This window comes from Micromonospora sp. C28ISP2-4, from assembly GCF_030519385.1.
GTDB classification, from domain to species: domain Bacteria; phylum Actinomycetota; class Actinomycetes; order Mycobacteriales; family Micromonosporaceae; genus Micromonospora; species Micromonospora tulbaghiae.
Map to the genome: position 1 here is coordinate 1422190 of NZ_JAUMKG010000001.1, position 22184 is coordinate 1444373.

At 72.4% G+C, this 22184-nt stretch carries 18 protein-coding genes; 6 read left to right on the plus strand and 12 right to left on the minus strand.

The window, feature by feature from the left end; translation table 11 throughout:
* Window positions 1–39 precede the first annotated feature (39 nt).
* The gene (locus Q3W68_RS06835; RefSeq protein ID WP_128137411.1) at window positions 40–264 is read left to right on the plus strand and encodes a hypothetical protein; all 225 of its coding nucleotides are present in this window, start codon (window positions 40–42) and stop codon (window positions 262–264) included.
* Here Q3W68_RS06835 and ccsB read toward each other — a convergent pair.
* From ccsB to hemL, 6 genes are read right to left on the minus strand one after another with little or no spacing between them, the layout of a single operon-like run.
* Window positions 230–1207: a c-type cytochrome biogenesis protein CcsB gene (ccsB, locus tag Q3W68_RS06840; protein ID WP_302904612.1), complete on the minus strand. Its 978-nt coding sequence runs from the start codon at window positions 1205–1207 to the stop codon at window positions 230–232. The genes Q3W68_RS06835 and ccsB overlap by 35 nt on opposite strands.
* On the minus strand, window positions 1207–2826 hold the full coding sequence (locus Q3W68_RS06845) for a cytochrome c biogenesis protein ResB (protein ID WP_302904614.1): 1620 nt from the start codon (window positions 2824–2826) through the stop codon (window positions 1207–1209). Before Q3W68_RS06845 ends, ccsB begins: the two co-directional genes overlap by 1 nt.
* Window positions 2826–3746 carry a cytochrome c biogenesis CcdA family protein gene (locus Q3W68_RS06850; protein ID WP_302904615.1) on the minus strand — a complete coding sequence of 307 codons (921 nt, stop codon included), beginning with the start codon at window positions 3744–3746 and terminating at the stop codon, window positions 2826–2828. Before Q3W68_RS06850 ends, Q3W68_RS06845 begins: the two co-directional genes overlap by 1 nt.
* Window positions 3746–4321, minus strand: coding sequence for a TlpA disulfide reductase family protein (locus tag Q3W68_RS06855; protein WP_302904616.1), 576 nt, complete (start codon window positions 4319–4321; stop codon window positions 3746–3748). Before Q3W68_RS06855 ends, Q3W68_RS06850 begins: the two co-directional genes overlap by 1 nt.
* The gene (locus Q3W68_RS06860; protein WP_013283542.1) at window positions 4321–4968 is read right to left on the minus strand and encodes a histidine phosphatase family protein; all 648 of its coding nucleotides are present in this window, start codon (window positions 4966–4968) and stop codon (window positions 4321–4323) included. The genes Q3W68_RS06855 and Q3W68_RS06860 overlap by 1 nt, the downstream gene beginning before the upstream one ends.
* 2 nt (window positions 4969–4970) lie before the next feature.
* The gene (gene hemL, locus Q3W68_RS06865) at window positions 4971–6308 is read right to left on the minus strand and encodes a glutamate-1-semialdehyde 2,1-aminomutase (protein WP_302904617.1); all 1338 of its coding nucleotides are present in this window, start codon (window positions 6306–6308) and stop codon (window positions 4971–4973) included.
* A gap of 144 nt (window positions 6309–6452) precedes the next feature.
* Here hemL and Q3W68_RS06870 point away from each other — a divergent pair, with 144 nt between their 5' ends.
* Complete coding sequence (locus Q3W68_RS06870; protein WP_302904618.1) at window positions 6453–6785, plus strand: STAS domain-containing protein; 333 nt, start codon at window positions 6453–6455, stop codon at window positions 6783–6785.
* 96 nt (window positions 6786–6881) lie between these two features.
* On the opposite strand, the gene Q3W68_RS06875 is transcribed toward Q3W68_RS06870, so the two are convergent.
* The gene (locus tag Q3W68_RS06875; RefSeq protein ID WP_302904619.1) at window positions 6882–8474 is read right to left on the minus strand and encodes an ABC transporter permease; all 1593 of its coding nucleotides are present in this window, start codon (window positions 8472–8474) and stop codon (window positions 6882–6884) included.
* Window positions 8471–9412 carry an ABC transporter ATP-binding protein gene (locus Q3W68_RS06880; protein WP_302904620.1) on the minus strand — a complete coding sequence of 314 codons (942 nt, stop codon included), beginning with the start codon at window positions 9410–9412 and terminating at the stop codon, window positions 8471–8473. The genes Q3W68_RS06875 and Q3W68_RS06880 overlap by 4 nt, the downstream gene beginning before the upstream one ends.
* A 53-nt stretch (window positions 9413–9465) precedes the next feature.
* Here Q3W68_RS06880 and Q3W68_RS06885 point away from each other — a divergent pair, with 53 nt between their 5' ends.
* A complete protein-coding gene (locus tag Q3W68_RS06885) occupies window positions 9466–9993 on the plus strand; it encodes a GbsR/MarR family transcriptional regulator (RefSeq protein WP_302904621.1) in 528 nt (175 codons plus the stop codon).
* Between the two features lie 4 nt (window positions 9994–9997).
* Here the strand turns inward: Q3W68_RS06885 and Q3W68_RS06890 are convergent, their stop codons facing one another.
* The gene (locus Q3W68_RS06890) at window positions 9998–10555 is read right to left on the minus strand and encodes a two-component system response regulator (protein ID WP_013473514.1); all 558 of its coding nucleotides are present in this window, start codon (window positions 10553–10555) and stop codon (window positions 9998–10000) included.
* Window positions 10552–14916, minus strand: a complete 4365-nt coding sequence (locus tag Q3W68_RS06895) for a HAMP domain-containing protein (protein ID WP_302904622.1) — start codon at window positions 14914–14916, stop codon at window positions 10552–10554. Before Q3W68_RS06895 ends, Q3W68_RS06890 begins: the two co-directional genes overlap by 4 nt.
* Window positions 14917–15086: 170 nt before the next feature.
* On the opposite strand from Q3W68_RS06895, the gene Q3W68_RS06900 reads away from it, so the two are divergent.
* On the plus strand, window positions 15087–17147 hold the full coding sequence (locus Q3W68_RS06900; protein ID WP_302904623.1) for a SpoIIE family protein phosphatase: 2061 nt from the start codon (window positions 15087–15089) through the stop codon (window positions 17145–17147).
* Between the two features lie 171 nt (window positions 17148–17318).
* Here the strand turns inward: Q3W68_RS06900 and Q3W68_RS06905 are convergent, their stop codons facing one another.
* On the minus strand, window positions 17319–18821 hold the full coding sequence (locus tag Q3W68_RS06905) for an FAD-binding oxidoreductase (protein ID WP_302904624.1): 1503 nt from the start codon (window positions 18819–18821) through the stop codon (window positions 17319–17321).
* 100 nt (window positions 18822–18921) lie between these two features.
* Between Q3W68_RS06905 and Q3W68_RS06910 the strand changes: the two genes are divergently transcribed.
* The gene (locus Q3W68_RS06910; RefSeq protein ID WP_302904625.1) at window positions 18922–21015 is read left to right on the plus strand and encodes a S9 family peptidase; all 2094 of its coding nucleotides are present in this window, start codon (window positions 18922–18924) and stop codon (window positions 21013–21015) included.
* 53 nt (window positions 21016–21068) lie between these two features.
* On the opposite strand, the gene Q3W68_RS06915 is transcribed toward Q3W68_RS06910, so the two are convergent.
* Window positions 21069–22016, minus strand: a complete 948-nt coding sequence (locus Q3W68_RS06915) for a threonine/serine dehydratase (protein WP_302904626.1) — start codon at window positions 22014–22016, stop codon at window positions 21069–21071.
* Between the two features lie 22 nt (window positions 22017–22038).
* Here Q3W68_RS06915 and Q3W68_RS06920 point away from each other — a divergent pair, with 22 nt between their 5' ends.
* Window positions 22039–22182, plus strand: a complete 144-nt coding sequence (locus tag Q3W68_RS06920; protein ID WP_302904627.1) for a hypothetical protein — start codon at window positions 22039–22041, stop codon at window positions 22180–22182.
* Window positions 22183–22184 lie beyond the last annotated feature (2 nt).

The window sequence follows — 22184 nt, forward strand, 5'->3', positions numbered from 1 at the left end:
TCACTGACAGGTTCGCCGGCGGCGGTTCATCATCGGCGGATGGATGACGCGTACGTGGTGGGCGACCCGGACGGCCTCAGCCCACTCCAGGCCGAGATCCGCGACGCGGTCGCCCGCGAGCTGCACGCCCAGTTCGCGCTGCGGGCCGACCGCCTCGAACTGGCCGACCTGCCGGAGGTGGCCTACCAGGTCACGCGCCGGGTGGACGAGGTGCTGAGCGGTCGCCCGGTCACTCCACCCCGGCGTACGAGTGCAGACCGGTGAAGAAGAAGTTGACCCCGAACAGGTTCATCATCACGGTCAGGAAGCCCACGATGGCGATCCAGGTGGCCACGTTGCGCTTCACGCTCGGCGTGGCCCGGGCGTGCAGGTAGCCCGCGTACACCACCCAGGAGATGAACGCCCAGGTCTCCTTCGGGTCCCAGGCCCAGGGGCGGCCCCAGGCCGCCTCGGCCCAGATCGCACCGGCGATCACCGCGAACGTGAAGATCGGGAACGAGAAGGCGTGCAGCGTGAAGGTCAGCCGCTCCAGCCCGGCCGCCGCCGGAAGGCGGCGGGCCAGGGTGTACGGGAAGCTGCGCCGCCCCTGCTCCCAGCCGTTCCGCATCAGGTACGCGGCGGCGGGCACCACGCCGAGCAGGAAGATGCCCGAGGCGAAGATGATCGTCGAGACGTGGATGATGAACCACCACGACTGGAGCGCCGGCATCAGCGGCTCGACCTGCACGTAGAGCTTCAGCTCGGCGAATGCCAGCAGCAGCACCATGACCAGCGTCAGGAACAGTCCGAGCCGGCGCAGGCCCGGCTGCTTCCAGAGCACCACGAGCCAGGCCGCCACACCGATCCAGGTGCCGGTCAGCACGAACTCGTACATGTTGCCCCAGGGCATGCGGTCGGCGGCGAGGCCCCGGGTGACCACAGCGCCCAGGTGCAGCGCGCCGGCCAGCACGGTGAGCCAGGCGGCGATCCGGCCGGCCAGCACGGCGCGCGCGGCGGAGCGGTCCGGCCGCGGCGGCGTGGCCGGGACGACCGGCTCGTCGATCACACCGCCGGCGCCGCCGACGCCCGCGCCGACCAGCTCGCGTGCCGGGGCGGCGGCGGACACCTTCCGCGCGTTGCCGAGCGCGAACTCCACGGCGTGGCTGATCATCGCGATCAGGTACGCCAGGATCGCGAACGTGACCAGCTGGTCGGAGAGTGCGGACATCACTCGTCTCCTTCTCGCGCCCGCCGCGCGTCCGGCGCGTCGCCGCTCACCGCGGCGACGAGCTGCGCGAACTCGTCGGCGAACCCAGGGTGCTCGGTGCGCGGCAGCCCACCGGCCTCCACCAAACTACTACCGCCCGTCGGAGATCCGCCCTCGGGGGGCGAAACCCGGAACCAGACCCGGCGCCGCCGGGCGAACAGCGAGCCCATCAGGCCGAGCAGGAGCGTGCCGCTGGCCACCAGCAGCAACGTCTGCCCGGGCGCCTCCCGGACCGAGATCGTGATGTACGGCTTGGTACCGACGAACTCCAGCGTGCTGCCGTCGTCCAGGGTCCACTTCTCCCCCGGCCGCAGCAGCTTCGTGCCGATCTCCTTGAGCTTGCCGTCGTCGATCTGCCGCCGGTCCAGCGCGTAGACCGAGCCGGGGATGCCGGCGTCCAGCCCGAGGTTGCCCCGGTACGCGGTCAGGTTCACCGCCGGGTTCCGCTCGGCCGGATACTGCGACGAGACGTACGGCGCGCTCTCCGGCGCGGTCGGCAGGTAGAGCCCGTCGAAGGCGATCTGCTGGTCCGGGGCGCGGGCGCCGGTCTTCGGGTCGACGTTGGCGTCCGGGAAGATCGCCACGCCCTCCTCGGTCGCGTTGGAGTCGCCGGTACGCAGGAACGGCGCCTCGCTGGTCTGACTGCGACCGTACTTGTCGGTGTACTTCAGCAGGGGCGCGTAGCCGTTGCCGAGCAGGTAGACGTTCACCGAGCCGAGTCGCAGCGGCGAGTTCACCGAGAAGCCGGCGGTCCGTTCCGCGCCGCCGGGCTCGTCCACCTTGACGGTGGCCCAGTAGCGGGACGCCTGCCCGGACGGCAGGTAGTCGGCCTCGAACTTCTCCAACGTCAGGCAGAACGGCGGCAGCTCGGAGCTGTCCACGCGCGGGCCGAGCGACGCCTCGGCGTACTGCTGGCGGGTGTTGCAGAACGCGTTGTCCGCGCCGGCGACCAGGATGCGGTTGCCGTGCCAGCCGTACCAGGAACCGAGCGCGACCCCGAGCAGGACGGCGACCAGCGACACGTGGAAGAGCAGGTTGCCGGTCTCCTTGAGGTAGCCCTTCTCGGCGGAGACCTCGTTGCCGCGCACGGTGACCCGCCACCGGCGACGGCGCAGCACCGCCGCGATCGCCTCGGGATCGGCGGCGGCCGGGGCCTCCAGCACCGCGTGCTGGGGCAGCCGGTCGAACCGCTTCGGCGCGGCCGGCGGCTTCATCCGCAGCGCGCGCACGTGGTCCCGGGCCCGGGGCAGGATGCAGCCGATCAGCGAGGTGAACAGCAGCAGGTAGATCGCGGAGAACCAGACCGAGCCGAAGACCTCGAACGCGCCGATCTGGTCCAGCCGGGGCGCCAGGTCGGGGTGATCGACGAACCACTGGTCGACGCGTTCCGGGTTGACGCCGCGCTGGGGCAGCACCGAGCCGGGGATGGCCGCGATCGCGAGCAGGAACAGCAGGATCAGCGCGGTACGCATGCTGGTGAGCTGCCGCCACGAGTTGCGCAGCAGGGCCAGCACCGGGTTGACCCGCCGCCGGGGCGCCTGCGCGGGTGGGGTCGACGGCCGGTCGTCGACGGTCGTCATCAGATGCTCACCTCGCCCACGCCCACGTTCGTCTGCAACCAGATCACCACGTTCACCCAGCCGCCGGTGACCAGCGCGAGGCCGATCGCGATCAGCAGCGCGCCGCCGATCCGGGTGACCCAGCGGCTGTTGCGCCGGACGGCGCGGAACACCCCGAGCAGGCGCTGGAAGCCCAGCCCGAAGACGACGAACGGTATCCCCAGCCCGAGGCAGTACGCCACGGCGAGCAGCACGGCGCGGTCGGTCCCGCCCTCGGTGGCCGCCATGCCCAGCACCGCGCCGAGCGTCGGGCCGGTGCAGGGCAGCCAGCTGAGCGCGAAGACCGCGCCGAGCACCGGCGCGCCGAGCAGCCCCGCGGCGGGCAGCCAGCGGATGCGGAACTCCCGCTGCATGCCGGGGATCACCCCGAGGTAGCCGAGGCCGAGCACCACCACGAGGGCGCCGATGACGATCTCCAGCGTGCGCTCGTACCGGAAGAAGAGCTTGCCGACGCCGGAGAAGAGGATCGCGGTGGCGACGAACACGACTGTGAAGCCCGCGATGAACAGCAGCGTGCCGGCGAGGACCCGGCCCTTGACGGCGGCGGTGGTCCGCTCCGGCGCCGCCCGCTCGGCGACGCTCACGCCGCCGCCGGTGCCGCTCGCGCCGGTGCCGCTCGCGCCGGTGCCGCCCGCGCCGGCGCTGCCGGCGCTGCCGCCGGTGTTAAGAAGGGGCCCTTCCTCTACTGGAGGCGTTAACAGGGGGCCCTTCCTTGCACCCTCCAGGTCGGAGCCGGCCAGGCCCGTCACGTACGACAGGTAGCCGGGCATCAGTGGAAGCACGCACGGGGACAGGAAGCTGACCAGTCCGGCCAGCGCGGCCGCGCCGACCGCGAGCAGCAGCGGACCGGACTCGGCGAGCTGGCGGAACGTCTCGCCCATCAGCGGGCGCCGTTCGGCGGCGGCGCCTCGGTGGCGATCTTCTCGACGATCGGCCGCAGCTCGTCGCGGGTGACGGCCCGGCGGATCACCACGGCGATCCGGCCCTCGCGGTCCAGCACCACGGTGGCCGGGGTGGTGTTCGGCGGGATGTCGAAGTTGAGCGCCTGCCGGCTGGCCGGGTCGAAGATGCTCGGGTACGTGACCCGGCCCTCCTCGAAGGCGATCGCCTTGTCCTTGCTGTCCTGCACGTTGATGCCGAGGAACGTCACGCCGGAGCCCTTGGTGGCCTGGTAGGTGGCCTCCAGGTCGTCCGCCTCGGCACGGCAGGGCGCGCACCAGGAGCCCCAGAAGTTGACGACGACGACCTGCCCCCGGTCGCGGGAGATGTCGTAGCTGCCGCCGGTGAGCAGCTCACCGCTCACCTTCGGCGTCTTGGAGCGCTGGTCGGGGGCGCAGGTGACTGTCGAGCCGTCGGCCGCGCACCGGCTCTCCTGGCTGCCGGAGGAACAACCGACCAGCGCCGTACCGGCGGTCACGGCGGCGAGCAGGGCGGCGGCGAGCCTCCGGGTGAGCATCAGGCCCCCTTGGCCGTCCGGGCGGTCGGCGAAATCGAGACGAGGTGGGCCGCCGGCTCGGAGTACCCGATGCCGACGATCTTGGCGCCGTCGAAGTGGAACGAGGTGAGGCTGGCCAGGCCGCACTGGCGGCGGCGCGGGTCGTGCCAGAGGCGCTTGCGTTCGACGTGCCGGCGCAGCGTCCAGATCGGGAGCTGGTGCGACACGAGCACCGCCTCCCGCCCCTCGGCGGCGACGCGGGCGGCGTGCAGCGCGGCGAACATGCGCTCGGCGATGGCCCGGTACGCCTCACCCCAGGACGGGGTCACCGGGTCGCGCAGCACCCACCAGTTGCGCGGGTCGCGGAACGAGCCGTCACCGGGCGAGACCTTCTTGCCCTCGAACCAGTTCGCGCTCTCGATCAGCCGCTCGTCGACGCCGACGGAGAGACCGAACTGCGCCGCGATCGGCTCGGCGGTCTGCTGGGCGCGCTCCAGCGGGCTGGCCACGACGTGCACGACGGTCCGGTCGGCGAGCGCCTGCGCCGCCGCCTTGGCCATCTGCACGCCCAGTTCGGAGAGGCGGAACCCGGGCAGGCGGCCGTAGAGGATGCCGTCCGGGTTGTGCACCTCACCGTGCCGCAGCACGTGCACCACCGTCTCCGCCATGGTTACCCCCCGTGTCCCGCCGCTGCCGCCGCCCGCGCCGCCACCGGAAGGGCGGCGGAGATCTGCTCCCACGCGGCGTCGTCGATCGCGGTCGAGACGAACCACGACTCGAACGCGCTCGGCGGCAGGTAGACGCCGGCGGCGAGCATCGCGTGGAAGAACGCCTTGAACGCCGGCACCACCTGGGTGCGGGCGCTGTCGTAGTCGTGCACGTCCGCGTCGGTGAAGAAGACCGAGAACATGTTGCCCGCGGTGGAGAGGCGGTGCGGCACGCCGGCCGCGGACAGCGCCTCGGTGGTGAGCTTGCCCAGCGCCGCGGCGGTCTCGTCGAGCCGCCGGTAGAGCGCGTCGTCGGCCAGCCGCAGCGTGGCCAGCCCGGCCGCGCATGCCAGCGGGTTACCGGAGAGCGTGCCGGCCTGGTACACCGGGCCGGCCGGGGCGAGCCGGGCCATGATCTCCGCGCGCCCGCCGAACGCCGCGGCGGGCAGGCCGCCACCCATGACCTTCCCGTACGTCCACAGGTCCGCGTCCGAGGGGTCGAGGCCGTGCCATCCGGCGCGGGACACCCGGAACCCGGTCATCACCTCGTCGACGATGAGCAGCGCGCCGTTCGCCTGCGCGATCCGGGCCAGCTCGGAGTTGAAGCCGTCGCGGGGCGCGACAACGCCCATGTTGCCGGCGGCGGCCTCGGTGATGATCGCGGCGATGTGCTGCCCCTCGGCGGCGAACGCCTCCTCGACCGCGCGCAGGTCGTTGTACGGCAGCACGATGGTGTCGCCGGCCGCCGCGCCGGTCACGCCGGGCGAGTCGGGCAGGCCGAACGTGGCGACGCCGGATCCGGCGGCGGCGAGCAGCGCGTCCGAGTGGCCGTGGTAGCAGCCGGAGAACTTGATGATCTTGGAGCGGCCGGTGAAGCCGCGGGCCAGCCGGATCGCCGACATGGTCGCCTCGGTGCCGGAGTTGACCAGGCGCACCTGCTCCACCGGCGTCCGCGCGATGATCTCCTCGGCCAGGTCCACCTCGCCCGGCGTCGGGGTGCCGAAGCTGGTGCCGAGCGCCGCCGCCTCACGCAGCGCCTCCACCACGGCCGGGTGCGCGTGGCCGAGGATGAGCGGGCCCCAGGAGCAGACCAGGTCGACGTAGCGCCGGCCGTCGGCGTCGAAGAGCCACGGACCCTCCCCCCGGACCATGAAGCGCGGGGTGCCGCCGACGGCACGGAACGCGCGCACGGGAGAGTTGACCCCGCCGGGCACGAGGGCCTTGGCGCGGTCGAACAGGGCCTCGGAGGCCGGGGCGTCGGCCGGGTAGCGGCCGGATCCGGCGGAATGCGTCTCGGTCACGATGAGGCCATTGTGTCAGCGCCGGAGTGCTGCCTGGCAGGCACCCCGCGACGGGGGTTACCAGGCTCACCCGCCGGAGCGGCGATGGGCCGACGGCGATCCGCTCGACAGGCCCGCTGGTCGAGATCGCGATAGGCTGACCGGGTGGATCGTGCCGAACTGTCCATCACCGTACACCGGACGGGTGACGAAGCCGTGCTTCGCCTGGCCGGTGAGATCGACATGCTCACGGCCGCCCAGCTCTCGACGGTGGTCAACGAGGTGCTGGCGGATCCGCCCCCGCGCATCGTGCTCGACCTGGCCGGGGTCACGTTCTGTGACTCGCAGGGCCTCGGCACGCTCGTGGTGCTCAGCCGCAAGGCCAGTCACACCCAGTGCCTGCTGATCCTCACCAACGTCGGTGACTTCCTGATCCGGGTCCTGGACATCACCGGCCTCCGCAGCGCGCTGATGATCCGCAACGAAGCCACCCACTGACCCGCCGGAGTCCTCCCCCGCGATCTTGCACTTGCGGCCCCAGCGCCGGGCGATTCGCCCCTTTCGCCGGGGCCACAAGTGCAAGATCAGCGAGCGCTAGAGGACGGGGACGTCGCGGCGACGGAAGGTCAGCAGGCCTGCTGTGGCCAGGGTCACCGCCAGGGCCGTCAGCACGTACAGCGGGGTGGGGGTCCAGGCGTCGCGCAGCACCTGCGGGGTGTGCGTGAACGGGGACAGGTCCAGCAGCCACTGGTCCAGCTCCAGCACCGCGCCGAGCTGACCGAGGAGCACGCAGACCGCCAGCACCACCCAGGCGGCGGACGCGAGCCGGGGCAGCAGGCCGTAGAGCAGCACGGCGAGCCCGGCCAGCACCCACGCCGCAGGCACCTGGGCCATACCGGCGGCGAGCATCCGGCCCAGCTGGCGCGGCACGTCACCGGTGCTCAGCCCGTACGTCAGGCCGGTCGCCAGCCCGGTCACCGCGAGCACCACGACCGGGCCGAGCAGCGCGAACGCCACGTGTGAGAGCAACCAGGTCGAGCGCCGCGTCCCGGTGGCGAGCACCGGCTCGGCGTGCCCGGCGGACTCCTCGGCGCGCATCCGCAGCGCGGCCTGGATGCCGTACCCGGCGGCGGCGAGCCCGGCCAGGCTCAGCGTGACCCCCAGGTACGCGTCGGCCATCCCGGACGCCCCGCCGAGCCGGGCCACGATCTCCTCCATCCGCGGGTTCCCCTCGACCGACCGGCCGGCCGCCTCGGCCGCGCCGCCTAGGATCAGCCCGAGCAGGCCGAACCCGACCGACCACCAGAGGATCTGCCCCCGGTGCAGCCGCCAGGCCAGCCCGAACGGACCGGACAGGGCGCCGCCCGCAGTGGCCGGGCCGAGCCGGGGCGGCAGCACGCCCGCGCCCAGGTCGCGGCGGACCGAGATGGGGTACGCGAGCACGGCGAGCAGCACCGTCGCGACCAGTGGCAGCAGCAGCACCCACCACCGCTCCCCCTCGTACGGCCGGACGCGGGCGCCCCAGCCCAGCGGGGAGAGCCAGCTCGGCCAGTCGTTGCCGGCGGTGTCCCCGGCCAGGCGCAGCCCGAACGCGGCGCCGAGACCGGCGAGGCCGATGCCCCGTGCCCCGCCGGCGGTCTCGGTGAGCTGGGCGGCCAGCCCGCCGAGCGTCGCGAAGACCACGCCGGTCAGCGCTGTGACCAGCCCGTACGCGAGCGAGCCGCCGACCGGCAGCCCGGTCGAGACCAGCCCGGCGGCGGTGAGCAACCCGAGCACCAGGTCGGCCACGTACGTGACGAGCAGCGCGGCGGTCAGCCCGGCGTGCCGCCCGAGCACGCTGCCGCCGAGCAGTTCCCGCCGGCCGGCCTCCTCCTCGGTCCTGGTGTGCCGGATGACCGTGAGCAGGCTCGCCAGCGCGACGATGAGCAGCAGGAAGCCGCTGCGCTGGGCGGTGAGCGCGCCGACGCTGTCTCCGTACGCCGGGCCGAGCAGCGCGACGATCGACGGGTTGCGGGCGGTGCCCTCCAGGTACGCGGCCCGCTCGGCGGCGGTCGGGAACAACTCGAAGAAGCTGGCCGCGTACGTCATCGGCAGCACCGCGAGCACGAGCACCCACAGCGGCAGCAGGAGGCGGTCCCGGCGCAGGATCAGCCGGACCAGGTGGCGCGTCCCGGTGAGCGCACTCATGACCGGTCCGCCGTCTCGGGGCGCGCCACGTCGGAAGAGGGCGCCGACGCGGAGGGTGCCGTCTCGTAGTGCCGCAGGAACAGTTCCTCCAGCGTGGGCGGTGTGCTGACCAGGCTGCGTACGCCGAGTTCGGTGAGCCGGCGCAGCGCGGCGTCGAGCGACGCGGTGTCGACGTCGAAGCGGACCCGCTGCCCGTCCACCCGCAGGTCGTGCACGCCGGGCAGGTCGGCCAGGCCGTCCAGCGGCGCGGTGACCTCGGCGTCGATCGCGGTGCGGTGCAGGTGGCGCAGGTCGCCGAGCGTGCCGGACTCCACCGTCCGGCCGGCGCGGATGATCGTCACCCGGTCGCAGAGCGCCTCCACCTCGGCCAGGATGTGGCTGGAGAGCAGCACCGTGCGTCCGTCCTGCCGGGCACGGCGGACCCAGTGCTGGAAGACCTCCTCCATCAGCGGGTCGAGCCCGGACGTCGGCTCGTCGAGGATGAGCAGCTCGACGTCCGAGGCGAGCGCGGCGACCAGGCCGACCTTCTGCCGGTTGCCCTTGGAGTAGGTCCGGCCCTTCTTGCGCGGGTCCAGCTCGAACGACTCCAGCAGCTCGGCACGCCGTTTCGGGTCGAGCCCGCCGCGCAGCCGGCCGAGCAGGTCGATCACCTCGCCGCCGCTGAGGTTGGGCCAGAGCGTCACGTCGCCTGGCACGTACGCGAGACGGCGGTGCAGCGCCACCGCGTCCCGCCAGGGGTCGCCGCCCAGCAGCCGGACGGCCCCCGCGTCCGCCCGCAGCAGGCCGAGCAGCACCCGGATGGTAGTCGACTTGCCGGAGCCGTTCGGGCCCAGGAAGCCGTGCACCTCTCCGGTGCGGACGGTCAGGTCGAGCCCGTCCAGGGCCCGGGTGCGGCCGAAGGTCTTCACCAGGCCGGACACATCGATTGCCGTTTCCATACTTCAGAAGCTACGCTCGTTTCACAAACTTGTGAAGACTGTAGAGTCACGGGGTGAGTGTCGAGGAGCCGACCATGAACGTGCCGCCCCACCACGACGAGGAGGAGGAGGTCCACCTCTTCGTCGAACGGATGGCGATGGCCTTCGCCGACGTGGGCTTCCCCCGGATGGCCGCCCGGGTCCTGTTCACGGTGATGAGCGCCGACGACCCGCTCACCGCGGGCGAGATCGCCGGTCGGCTCGGCGTCAGCGCGGCGGCCGTCAGCGGCGCGGTGCGCTACCTGACCCAGTTCGCCATGCTGGTCCGCGAGCCGGTCAAGGGCTCCCGGAGCGACCACTACCGGATGCCCGACAACCCGTGGTACGAGGCGACGATCACCAAGACCACGATCTACAAGAACTTCATCGACATCGCCGCCGGCGGGGTCGACGCGCTGCACGGGCGCAGCACCCCGGCCGGTGAACGGGTCGCCGAGATGCGCGACTTCTTCCTCTTCGTACAGGAGGAACTGGAATCGCTCGGCGACCGCTGGCGGGCCCGGCGGGCCGCGACCGGGCACGGCGGCCCGGCCGGCGGCTGAGCCGTCAGCGGGTGTTGCCCCAGCGCGCCTGCTCCAACAGTTCCACCGCGCGGTCCCGGGCCGACGGGTCGTCGTCGGCGCGCAGCAGCGCCGTCGCCTCGTCGACCGCGTCGGTCAGGTGCCGCCACTGGAGGTCCCGCTCCCGCACCAGGTCCGACTGGGCCGCGAGCTGCCGCGTCTTCACCCACAGGTCGACGAAGACCGTCACCTTGGCCCGCAGCACCCACGGGTCGAACGGCTTGGTCAGGTAGTCCACCGCGCCGGCCGCGTAGCCGCGCAGCGCGAGCTGGGCGTCCTTGTCCGCGGCGGTCAGGAAGATGATCGGTACGTGCCGGGTGCGCTCGCGCCGCTTGATGTGGGTGGCGGTCTCGAACCCGTCCATGTCCGGCATCTGGGCGTCCAGCAGGATCACCGCGAAGTCGTCCACCAGGAGCTGCTTGAGCGCCGCCTCGCCGCTCTCCACCGCGACCGACTGCACCGGGAGACCCTGGAGGATCGCCTCCAGCGCCATCAGGTTCTCCCGCCGGTCATCCACCAGCAGGGCCTTGGCCGTCTGCGTCACGCGTTCTCCTCGCCTCGGCTCCGGCCGATCCAGGACGCCATCAGTTCGATCAGCTCGTCCAGGTCCACCGGCTTGGTGATGTAGTCGCTGCCGCCGGCGCCGAGCGCCGACTCCCGGTCGCCGGGCATCGCCTTCGCGGTCAGGAACACGATCGGCAGGTCCGCGAACCGGTGGTTGCGGCGGATCTGCGCGGTCGTCTCGTACCCGTCCTGGTCCGGCATCATGGCGTCCATCAGCACGATGTCCACCTCCGGGTGCTCGGCGAGCTGGCGGACGCCGTCCGCTCCGTTGTCCGAGTACAACACGGTCATCCCGTGCAGTTCCAACGCGGACGTCAGCGCGAACACGTTCCGCACGTCGTCGTCGATGATCAGCACGGTCACGCCGTCCAGGCGCCGGGTCGCGGGCGTCTCCTGCGGCTGCGGCAACTCCATCGGCATGAGCAGCGACGACGGCAGGCCCGCGCGGCTCGGCGACGGTGGCGCCGGCGCCACCACCGCGTCCGGCGCCAGCACATCGGGTACGAAGAGAGTGAACGTCGAACCCTGACCGGGCGCGGACGAGACGGTGATCGTGCCGCCGAGCAGGCGGGCCAGATCGCGGCTGATGGACAGCCCGAGGCCGGTGCCGCCGTAGCGCCGGCTGGTCGTGCCGTCCGCCTGCTGGAACGCCTCGAAGATCAGCGACAGCTTGTCGTCGGAGATGCCGATGCCGGTGTCGATCACGGTGAACGCGATCACCCGTTGCGCGTTCGTCAGCGCCGGCACGTCGAAGACGGCGTTCTCGGCCGCCGGGCCGATGCGCAGCGTCACCGCACCGTTGTCGGTGAACTTCACCGCGTTGGACAGCAGGTTGCGCAGGATCTGCTGCAACCGCTGGGCGTCGGTGACGAGCGCGGGCGGCAGGTCGGGGCTGACCCGTACCTGGAAGTCCAGACCCTTCTCCTCGGCCTGGGGCGCGAACGCCTGCTCGACGTAGCCGCGGATCTCGGAGAAGTGGATCTCGGTGGGCTCAACGTCCATCCGGCCCGCCTCGATCTTGGACAGGTCGAGGATGTCGTCGATCAGCGACAGCAGGTCCGACCCGGCGCCGTGGATGGTCCGGGCGAACTCGATCTGCTTCGCGCTGAGGTTGCGCTCCGGGTTCTCGGCGAGCAGCCGGGCCAGCAGGAGCAGCGAGTTCAGCGGCGTACGCAGCTCGTGGCTCATGTTCGCCAGGAACTCCGACTTGTACGCCGACGCGCGGGTGAGCTGCTGCGCCTTCTCCTCCAGGCCGAGGCGGGCCAGCTCGATCTCCCGGTTCTGCGTCTCGATGTTGGCCTTCTGCTCCGACAGCAGCTTCGCCTTGTCCTCCAGCTCGGCGTTCGTGCGCTGCAACTCGGCCGACTGGTCCTGCATCTCGTGCGCCAGCCGCTGCGACTGCGCCAGCAGCTCCTCCGTACGCCGGTTGGCCTGGATGGTGTTGACCGCGACGCCGATGGTGAGCACCAGCCGCTCCAGGAACGTCAGGTGCAGCTCGGAGAACGTGGTCACCCCGGCGAACTCGATCACGCCGAGCAGCTCGCCCTCGAACTGGACGGGCAGTACCACCAGGTCGGCCGGGGGCGTCTCGGCCAGCCCGGACCGTACGACGAGCCGCCCGTCGGGCTGCGCCTTGACCCGGATCGTCCGGCGCGACAGGGCGGCCTGCCCGACCAGCCCCTCACCCGGGCCGAACGTGACGTCGTGGCCGCGTGCCACGTACCCGTAGGAGGCGGTGAGCCGCAGCCGCATGCTGCCCTCGGAGCTGTCCGCCAGGAAGAACGCGCCGAGCTGCGCGTCCACCAGCGGGGTCACCTCCTGCATGATCATGCGGCAGACCTCGCCCAGGTCGCGCTGGCCCTGGAGCAGACCGCCGATCCGGGCCAGGTTCGAGTCGAGCCAGCCCTGCTCGGCGTTCTTCTTGGTCGTCTCCCGGAGGGTGACGATCATCTGGTTGATGTTGTCCTTCAGCTCGGCGACCTCGCCCTGCGCCTTCACGTTGATCCGCTGGGTCAGGTCGCCGCGGGTCACCGACGTGGAGACCTGCGCGATGGCGCGCAACTGCGTGGTGAGGGTCGAGGCGAGCTGGTTGACGTTCTCGGTGAGGTCGCGCCACGTACCGGAGACGCCCTTGACCTGGGCCTGACCACCCAGCTTGCCCTCGGTACCCACCTCGCGCGCCACGCGCGTGACCTCGTCGGCGAACGAGGAGAGCTGGTCGACCATCGTGTTGACCGTGTTCTTCAGCTCCAGGATCTCGCCCTGCGCGTCCACAGTGATCTTCTGACCGAGGTCGCCGTTCGCCACGGCGGTGGTGACGGAGGCGATGTTGCGGACCTGGCTGGTCAGGTTCGACGCCATCGAGTTCACGTTGTCGGTCAGGTCACGCCACGTACCCGAGACGCCCTTGACCTGGGCCTGACCACCCAGCTTGCCCTCGGTACCCACCTCACGGGCCACCCGCGTGACCTCGTCGGCGAACGACGACAGCTGGTCCACCATCGTGTTGACAGTCGACTTCAGCTCCAGGATCTCGCCCTGCGCGTCCACAGTGATCTTCTGCGACAGGTCGCCCTTCGCGACGGCGGTCGACACCTGGGCGATGTTGCGGACCTGCGCGGTCAGGTTCGACGCCATCGAGTTCACGTTGTCGGTCAGATCGCGCCAGGTGCCGGCGACGCCGCGCACCTGGGCCTGGCCGCCGAGCTTGCCCTCGGTGCCCACCTCGCGGGCCACGCGGGTCACCTCGTCGGCGAACGACGAAAGCTGGTCCACCATCGTGTTGACAGTCGACTTCAGCTCCAGGATCTCGCCCCGGGCGTCCACAGTGATCTTCTGCGACAGGTCACCCTTCGCCACCGCCGTGGTGACCGAGGCGATGTTGCGGACCTGGCTGGTCAGGTTCGACGCCATCGAGTTCACGTTGTCGGTCAGGTCACGCCACGTACCCGAGACGCCCTTGACCTGGGCCTGACCACCCAGCTTGCCCTCGGTACCCACCTCGCGGGCCACCCGGGTCACCTCGTCGGCGAACGACGACAGCTGGTCGACCATCGTGTTGACCGTGTTCTTCAGCTCCAGGATCTCGCCCTGCGCGTCCACAGTGATCTTCTGACCCAGGTCGCCCTTGGCCACGGCGGTGGACACCTGGGAGATGTTGCGGACCTGGCTGGTGAGGTTGCCGGCGAGCTGGTTGACGTTCTCGGTGAGGTCGCGCCAGGTGCCCGAGACGCCGCGCACCTGCGCCTGCCCGCCCAGCTTCCCCTCGATGCCCACCTCGCGGGCCACCCGGGTCACCTCGTCGGCGAACGACGACAGCTGGTCCACCATCGTGTTCACGGTGTCCTTCAGCTCCAGGATCTCGCCCTGGGCGGCCACCGTGATCTTCTGCGACAGGTCGCCCTTGGCGACAGCGGTCGAGACCTGGGCGATGTTGCGGACCTGGCTGGTCAGGTTCGACGCCATCGAGTTGACGTTGTCGGTCAGGTCCTTCCAGGTGCCGGCCACGCCCGGCACCTCGGCCTGGCCGCCCAGCTTGCCCTCGGTGCCCACCTCACGGGCCACCCGGGTCACCTGCTCGGCGAACAGCCGCAGCGTGTCGGTGAGCGAGTTCATCGTGTCGGCCAGCTCGGCCACCTCGCCGCGCGCCCCGACCGTGATCTTCTGCGACAGGTCGCCCTTCGCGACAGCGGTGGCCATCTGGGAGATCGACCGCACCTGCCCGGTGAGGTTCGACGCCATGGTGTTCACCGAGTCGGTGAGGTCCTTCCAGGTGCCGGCCACCCCGCGCACGTCGGCCTGGCCGCCCAGCTTGCCCTCGGTACCCACCTCACGGGCCACCCGGGTCACCTCGTCGGCGAACGACGAGAGCTGGTCCACCATCGTGTTCACGGTCCGGCCGATGCGCAGGTACTCACCGCGCAGCGGACGACCGTCGATCTCCAGCGCCATGTGCTGGGACAGGTCGCCGTCGGCCACCGCCACGATGACCCGGGCGATCTCGGTGGTCGGCCGGCCCAGGTCGTCGATGAGCGAGTTGACCGCCCGCTGCCCCTCCGCCCAGGAGCCGTCCAGGCCCTCGTCGTCCAGGCGCTCGGTGAGCCGGCCGTCGCGGCCGACGATCCGGCTGATCCGCCGCAGGTCCAGGTGCTGCCGTTCCTGCAACGACACCACGTCGTTGAAGGCGTCGGCGACCTCACCGGGCAGACCCGCCCGCCGGGGCAGGCGTACCCGGAGATCGCCGCGCCCCACCCGGCGCAACGCCTCGACGAGTTCGCCGAGGAGCACCTCGTGGTCGGACGCGGACGGGTCCGCGGTCACCGACTGATTCACCGTGGCCATCGTTCCTCGCTCCGCTCGGGCTCGTGCGGTCACACGGGCCATCCCATCATTGTGCCGCGCGATCCGTCGAGGTCACCGCGTGTGATCGCGCGTCACGTGCGGGATCAACCCGGGTGGTGGGTTCGCCGGGACGCTTGGCACCCGGGGTGGACGCGGTGGAGGATACGAAGGTGTCAGCGGAGGCAGGACCGGCCGGCGGCGGCGCGGACGAGCGCGTCCGCCGGGTCCGCCTCCCCGCCGACCGCCGCACCCCGGCGGCGGCCCGCGCGCTGGTCCGCACCATGCTGCTCGAAGCGCGGCTGCCCGAACTGCTGAACGAGGCGCTGCTGCTCACCACCGAGCTGACCACGAACGCCGTCGAACACGCCCGCACCGAACTGGACATCGAGGTCGAGACCGACCGCAACGGCCTCACCGTGACCGTCACCGACTTCGCCTCCGGCCCGGTCGACGAGCTGACCGTGGGTGTGCGCAACACCACGTCCGACATCACCGAGGTGGCCGCCAGAGGGCGCGGGCTGCTGCTCGTCGACCACTTCTCCAGCCGGTGGGGCACCACGTACCTGCCCACCGGCAAGGGCGTCTGGTTCCGCCTGGACCGGCCCGGCCCCGGCGGGTCCGCCCGGCCGTCGGCCGGCCCACTGCGGGTCGCCGAACCGGACCGAACCGGCGACGGTACGCCGAGCGCCGCGGCCATGAGCGACCTGATGCAGCTCACGCCCGACACGTACGCCGACGAGCCGCTGACCGAGTTCGCCACCGGGCTGCTGACCCGGGTCGCGGAGATGGTGGGCGCCGCCGGTGGCACGGTCCGGCTGGACCGGGGCGACGGCCTCGGCACCCAGGTCTTCGCCCGGTACGGCCGGCCGCCGCGCGAGGACAACGAGCTGCTGCGCGTACCGCTGGCGGTGCACCGCCCGTACGCCGGTGAGCTGGAGCTGGACGCGGCGCCCTCGGCGTACGCCCGGCCGCTGGCCGTACTGGCCGCCGAACGGCTGTCGCTGCACCTGGAGAACGACCGGCTACGCCGCGCCGACGTACGCCGGTCCACCTGGCTGACGTTCCTGGCCGAGGCCAGTGAACTGCTCGCCCAGTCGCTCGACGTCGAGCTGACCATGGCGCTCATCCCGCAGCTCGTGGTGCCCCGGCTCGGCCAGTGGTGCGCCGTGCACACCACCGACGAGTGGGGCCGGCTGCGCCTCGCCGCATCCAGCCACGCCGACGAGGCCATGCTCCCGCATCTGCACCGGATCCTTCAGGAGACCGGCCCGGACTCGATCCAGTCCCGGCTGCGCGAGGCGTCCCGCAACGCCGCCCAGGTGCCGCTGGGCGGGCCGATGGAGGGCTTCGCCGTACCGCTGATCGCCCGTGGTCAGCGGCTCGGCACCCTCGCCGTGGGCCGGCACCAGCGGCAACGGCACGACCCGGACGAGGTGTCGGTGCTGGAGGACGTGGCCCGCCGCGCCGCCCTCGCCATCGATAACGCCCGCATCCACGCCGAGCGCCGCCGGGTGGCCCAGACGCTCCAGCAGTCGCTGCTGCCGCCGGTGCTCCCGGTGGTCGAGGGCATCGGCTTCGCCGCCGAGTACGTCCCGACCGGTGACGACGCGGAGGTCGGCGGCGACTTCTACGACGTGCTCCCGCTGCCGGACGGCCGCTGGCTCGTGGTGGTCGGCGACGTGTCGGGCAAGGGCGTGCAGGCCGCCGCCGTGACCGGGCTGGTCCGGGACGTGATCCGGGTGCTCGTCGGCGACGGCAAACCGCTGCCCGAGGTGCTCGGTCGCCTCAACGAGACGCTCGTCGAGCGCGGCGGCGGACGCTACTGCACGCTCGCGCTGGCGGCCGTCTCCCCCGGCGACGGCGACCAGCTCGACGTCTCGCTGCACCTGGCCGGCCACGACCGCCCGGTCCTGCTGCACGGCGGTGGAGGGGCGACGTTCGTCGGCGCCGGCGGTACGGCGCTGGGCCTGCTCGACACGATCACCACACCGACCGCCGAGCTGTCGCTCAAGCCCGGCGACGCGCTGATCTTCTACACGGACGGGGTCACCGAGCGGCGGCGCGGACGGGAGCTGTTCGGTACGGACCGGCTGCGCGAGTCGGCGGCGCCGCTGGCCGGGTACTCGGCCGACGTGGTGGCCGCCCGGTTGCGTGCCGCCACCATCGCCTTCTCCGTCGAGCCCCCACGCGACGACATCGCCATCCTGGTCCTCCGAAACGACACCCCGTAGCCCCCGCCCGGTCCCGCCCCCGCGCCCCGGGCGAATGCCCCGTCGATCATGAACTTGGCCGCTCAATTCGCCCGTTTCCTCCCCGTCAACTTCATGGTCAACCCACTCCGGCACGCCACGGGCGCTCGGGTGCGCGTCGTCGCGCTGGTGCCTGGGGAAGTCCAGGGCTGGTCAGAGGCCTCCGGGGAGGCGGCCGGGGGCCAGGCGGTGGTGCGGGTCCAGGTGGGCCTTGGCGCTGCGCAGGCGCGGCAACGCGGGCAGCTCGCCCCAGAGGTCCACGGCACGGCGTACCGCCGCGGGCGCGGCCACCACGACGCACCGGCCCCGCCGGGCGATCAGCACACTGCGGACGGCGGTGAGGATCGAGGCGACCCGCTCGGGCGGCAGCGCGCCGGGCAGGGCGGCGTGGACGGTGCCCGAGCCGGCCGAGCCGCGTACCGGCACCGGGCCGCCGGTGGCGTCGCGCAACGCGTAGACGGCCGCGTGCAGGTCGTTGATCGGCACCTCGATACGCAGCGCGGTGTCGCCGGGCGCGAAGGGGTAACGCCCCCACCATTCCGGCGCGTGGTGGCTGACCATCGCCTCGGTGCCGAGGACGGCGGTCAGCCGTTCGGCCCGCTCGGTGACGTCGGCCGGGCCACCCTCCAGCAGCACCACCAGGCTGCCCGCCGCGGGTCGCCCGGTCACCGCCGGATGGCCGGGACGATTGATCACCGACGGGTGCGTCGGCGGGATGCGACGCCGGGGCAGCGGCACCGGCACCGGCAGGTCCAGTTCGACGGCGGCCGGATCGACGCCCGCGGCCAGTACGGCCCGGACCAGGTCGTGCACCTCCAGCGGCGTCCAGACCGGACGGGACACCCAGAGCCGGCCGGCCGGCACGGCGTGCACCCGCATGGTGGCCGAGACCAGCACGCCGAGCCCGCCCTGGGAGCCGCAGAGCAGCCGGGCCACGTCGAGCCCGGGCACCTCGCCCCGCCCGAGGATCGCATCCCCACCACCCGGACCGTCGCCGAACACACCACCGGCACCCCGGCCCGCGCCACCGCCGTCGCCCGCCGGACCGCGTTCACTCGCACGACCACCGCCGCTGCCCGGGGTGGCCCGGCCGAGCGCCTCCGTGCCGGACTTGCCGACGCTGACCAACTCGCCGTCGGCGTCGAGGTAGCGCACCCCGACGAGCTGGGCGCACGGGCTGCCGTGCCGGTGACGCAGCGGACCGGACTCGTCGGCGGCGAGCACCCCGCCGAGCGTCGCGCCCGGCGAGGGCGCGTCGACCGGCAGCCGGCGGTTGGTGCGCGCGAGCGTGGCCTGAACGGCGCGCAACGGCGTACCGGCGCCGATCTCGGCCACCGCCGCGTCACGCGGCTCGTGCCAGACCCCGGCGAGGCGGCCGGTGTCGAGCATGATGTCCACCTGCGCCGGGGCGGCACCCCAATCGATCTTCGTGCCGGCGCCGCGGGGCACCACCGTCAGGTCGTGCGCGGCGGCCAGCCGCAACACCTCCGCCGCGGCGTGCGGGCCGCCCGGCACGGCCACCCACCGGGCGGTACGGCCGGCCACCTCGTCGGCCGGGCCGGCGAAGCGGGCGAACGGGTCACCGCAGATCGCGGCCAGCTTCCGGGTGATGTCGAGGGCTTCGAGTCGGTCGGTGGAACGTGCCGCATCCGCCATGGCGGTTATCGTACACATGTTCGAAAGACCTGGCGGCGAGTCGCGGGATTCGGTCGGCGGGCGAGCCCGGCGGCGGCCCGGCGACCGGTAACGTGGCGCCGTGACCGAAACCCCACCGCCCGTCGCCAAGCGCGTCCCGACCGAGCGCGTCCATCACGGTGACACAGTCCTCGACGAGTACGCCTGGCTCGCCGCCAAGGACGACCCGGACACGATCGCCTACCTGGACGCCGAGAACGCGTACACCGAGGCGCGCACCGCCCACCTGGCCGAACTGCGCGCGGAGCTGTTCGAGGAGACGCGCCGGCGCACCCAGGAGACCGACCTGTCGGTGCCGACCCGCAAGGACGGCTACTGGTACTACACCCGCACGGTCGAGGGCCAGCAGTACGGCGTGCACTGCCGGCGCGCGGTCCGGCCGGGCGAGACGGAGCCCCCGGTCAGCGCGGACGGCGCCCCGCTCGACGGCGAGGAGGTGCTGCTCGACGGCAACCAGCTCGCCGAGGGGCACGACTTCTTCTCCCTGGGCGCGTTCGACGTCAGCCCGGACGGCCGCTGGCTGGCCTACTCCACCGACTTCTCCGGCGACGAGCGGTTCACGCTGCGGATCAAGGATCTGACCACCGGCGAGTCGCTGCCGGACGAGGTGCCGGACACGTTCTACGGCACGGCCTGGTCCAGCGACGCGTCCACGCTGTTCTACGTGACAGTGGACGAGGCGTGGCGGCCGAACCGGGTCTGGCGGCACACAGTCGGCACGGCGTCCACCGAGGACGTGGTGGTGTACCAGGAGGACGACGAGCGGTTCTGGGTCGGCGTCGAGCTGACCCGCTCCGAGCGTTTCGTGCTCATCGACGTCCACAGCAAGATCACCAGCGAGGTGTGGGTGATCCCGGCGTCCAACCCGACCGGCGAGCCCGCCGTCGTGGCCCCGCGGCGTCAGGGCATCGAGTACGCGGTGGAGCACCACGGCCACCGCTTCCTGATCCTGCACAACGACGGCGCGGAGGACTTCGCGCTGGCGTACACCTCGGCGGACGCGCCGGGCGAGTGGGAGCCGCTGATCCCGCACACCCCTGGCACCCGGCTGGAGGCGGTCGACGCGTTCGAGCACCACCTCGTGGTGTCGCTGCGCGCCAACGGCCTGACCGGCCTGCGGGTGCTGCCGGTGGGCAGCGACGACAGCTGGGACATCGACTTCCCCGAGCCGATCTACAGCGTCGGGCTGGACGCGAACCCGGAGTACCGCACGAACGAGGTCCGGTTGCGCTACACCTCGCTCGTCACTCCCGACTCGGTCTACGACTACGACCTGGTCACCCGGGAGTTGACGCTGCGCCGGCAGAAGCCGGTCCTCCCCGGGCCGGACGGGCGGCCGTACGACCCGGCCGACTACGAGCAGCACCGCGACTGGGCGCTCGCCGACGACGGCACCCGCGTGCCGATCTCGCTCGTCTGCCGCCGCGACACCCCGCGCGACGGTTCGGCGCCCGCCGTCATCTACGGCTACGGCTCGTACGAGGCCAGCATGGACCCGTGGTTCTCGATCGCCCGGCTGAGCCTGCTCGACCGCGGCGTGATCTTCGCGGTGGCGCACATCCGGGGCGGCGGCGAGCTGGGCCGGCGCTGGTACGACGAGGGCAAGCTGCTGGCCAAGAAGAACACGTTCACCGACTTCGTGGCGTGCGCCCGGCACCTGGTCAAGGCGGGCTGGACGGCGAGCGACCGGCTGGTCGCCCGGGGCGCGTCGGCCGGTGGCCTGCTGATGGGCGCGGTGGCGAACCTCGCCCCGGACGCGTTCACCGGGATCGTCGCGCAGGTGCCGTTCGTGGACGCGCTCACCTCGATCCTCGACCCGTCGCTGCCGCTGACTGTCACCGAGTGGGAGGAGTGGGGCAACCCGCTCGACGACCCCGAGGTCTACGCGTACATGAAGTCGTACACGCCGTACGAGAACGTCACCGCCGCCGACTACCCGGCGATCCTGGCGGTGACCAGCCTCAACGACACGCGCGTGCTCTACCACGAGCCGGCCAAGTGGATCGCCCGGCTGCGGTCGCTCGCGCCGGCCGGCGACTACCTGCTCAAGACCGAGATGGGCGCGGGCCACGGCGGCCCGAGCGGCCGATACGACTCCTGGCGCGAGGAGGCGTTCGTCAACGCCTGGATCCTCGACCGCGTCGACCGGGCCTGAGGTGTAAGGAAGGGCCCCTTATTAACAGACGTCTGTTAACAAGGGGCCCTTCCTTACATCCGGGTGAGCGCGGCGGACAGCACGTGCGGGTCGGCGTTGCCGCCGGTCACGACCGCGACGGTACGGCCCCCCGGCAGCTCGCCACTGTGGAACAGCCGGGCGGCCAGGGCGACCGCGCCGCTCGGCTCGGCCACCAGCCGCGCGTCCCGGAGCAGCCGGCCGGTGGCCGCCACGATCTCGTCCTCGGTGACCGTGACGATGCCGTCGAGCAGCTCGCGCAAGTGGGCGAGCGTCAACGCGGACAGGTTCGTACGCAGCCCGTCGGCACAGGTCCGGTAGGTGCGTTCCACGTCCCAGACCACCACCTCGCCCACGGCGAGCGACTCCTGTGCGTCGGCGGCCAACGCCGGCTCCACGCCGATCACGGCGACCGACGGACGCAGCGCCTTGACCGCCGTGGCCACGCCCGAACCGAGCCCGCCGCCGCCGACCGGCACCAGCACCACGTCGACGTCCGGCAGGTCGGCGACGATCTCCAGCCCAATGGTGCCCTGCCCGGCGATGACCGCCGGATGGTCGAACGGCGGCACCAACGCCGCGCCGGTCTCTGCCACGATCCGTTCCGCCTCGGCGAACCGGCGGGCCGGCGGCACCAGTCGCACGTCGGCGCCGAGCGCCCGCATCCGGGTCACCTTGATCTCCGGCGCGCCCTCGGGGACCACCACCGTGCAGGGCGCGCCGAGGGCGCGGGCCGCGTATGCCAGGGCCTGTCCGTGGTTGCCGGACGAGTGGGTGACCACCCCTCGGGCCCGGGCGGCCGGGTCGAGCCGGGCCACCGCGTGGGTGGCCCCGCGCAGCTTGAACGACCCGACCGGTTGCAGGTTCTCCGGCTTGAGCCACAGCTGATCGTCCCAGAGCGCGGGCACCAGCGGAGTCCGCAGCACAGTGCCCGCCACGTCCTCGGCGGCGGCCCGGACGTCGGCGATCGAGATCAGCTCCATCGCACCAACCTAGACTGCCCGCATGAGTGCGGAGGAGCCGTCGGCGGCGCGACGGGGACCGACCTGGCTGATCCTCGTGGTGGTCGCCGCCGCGGTCGTGGTCTGCTGCTGTTCGACGGTGATCGGGCTGGCCGTCGCCGGCTCCGCCGGACTGCTCGGCCGCTGACC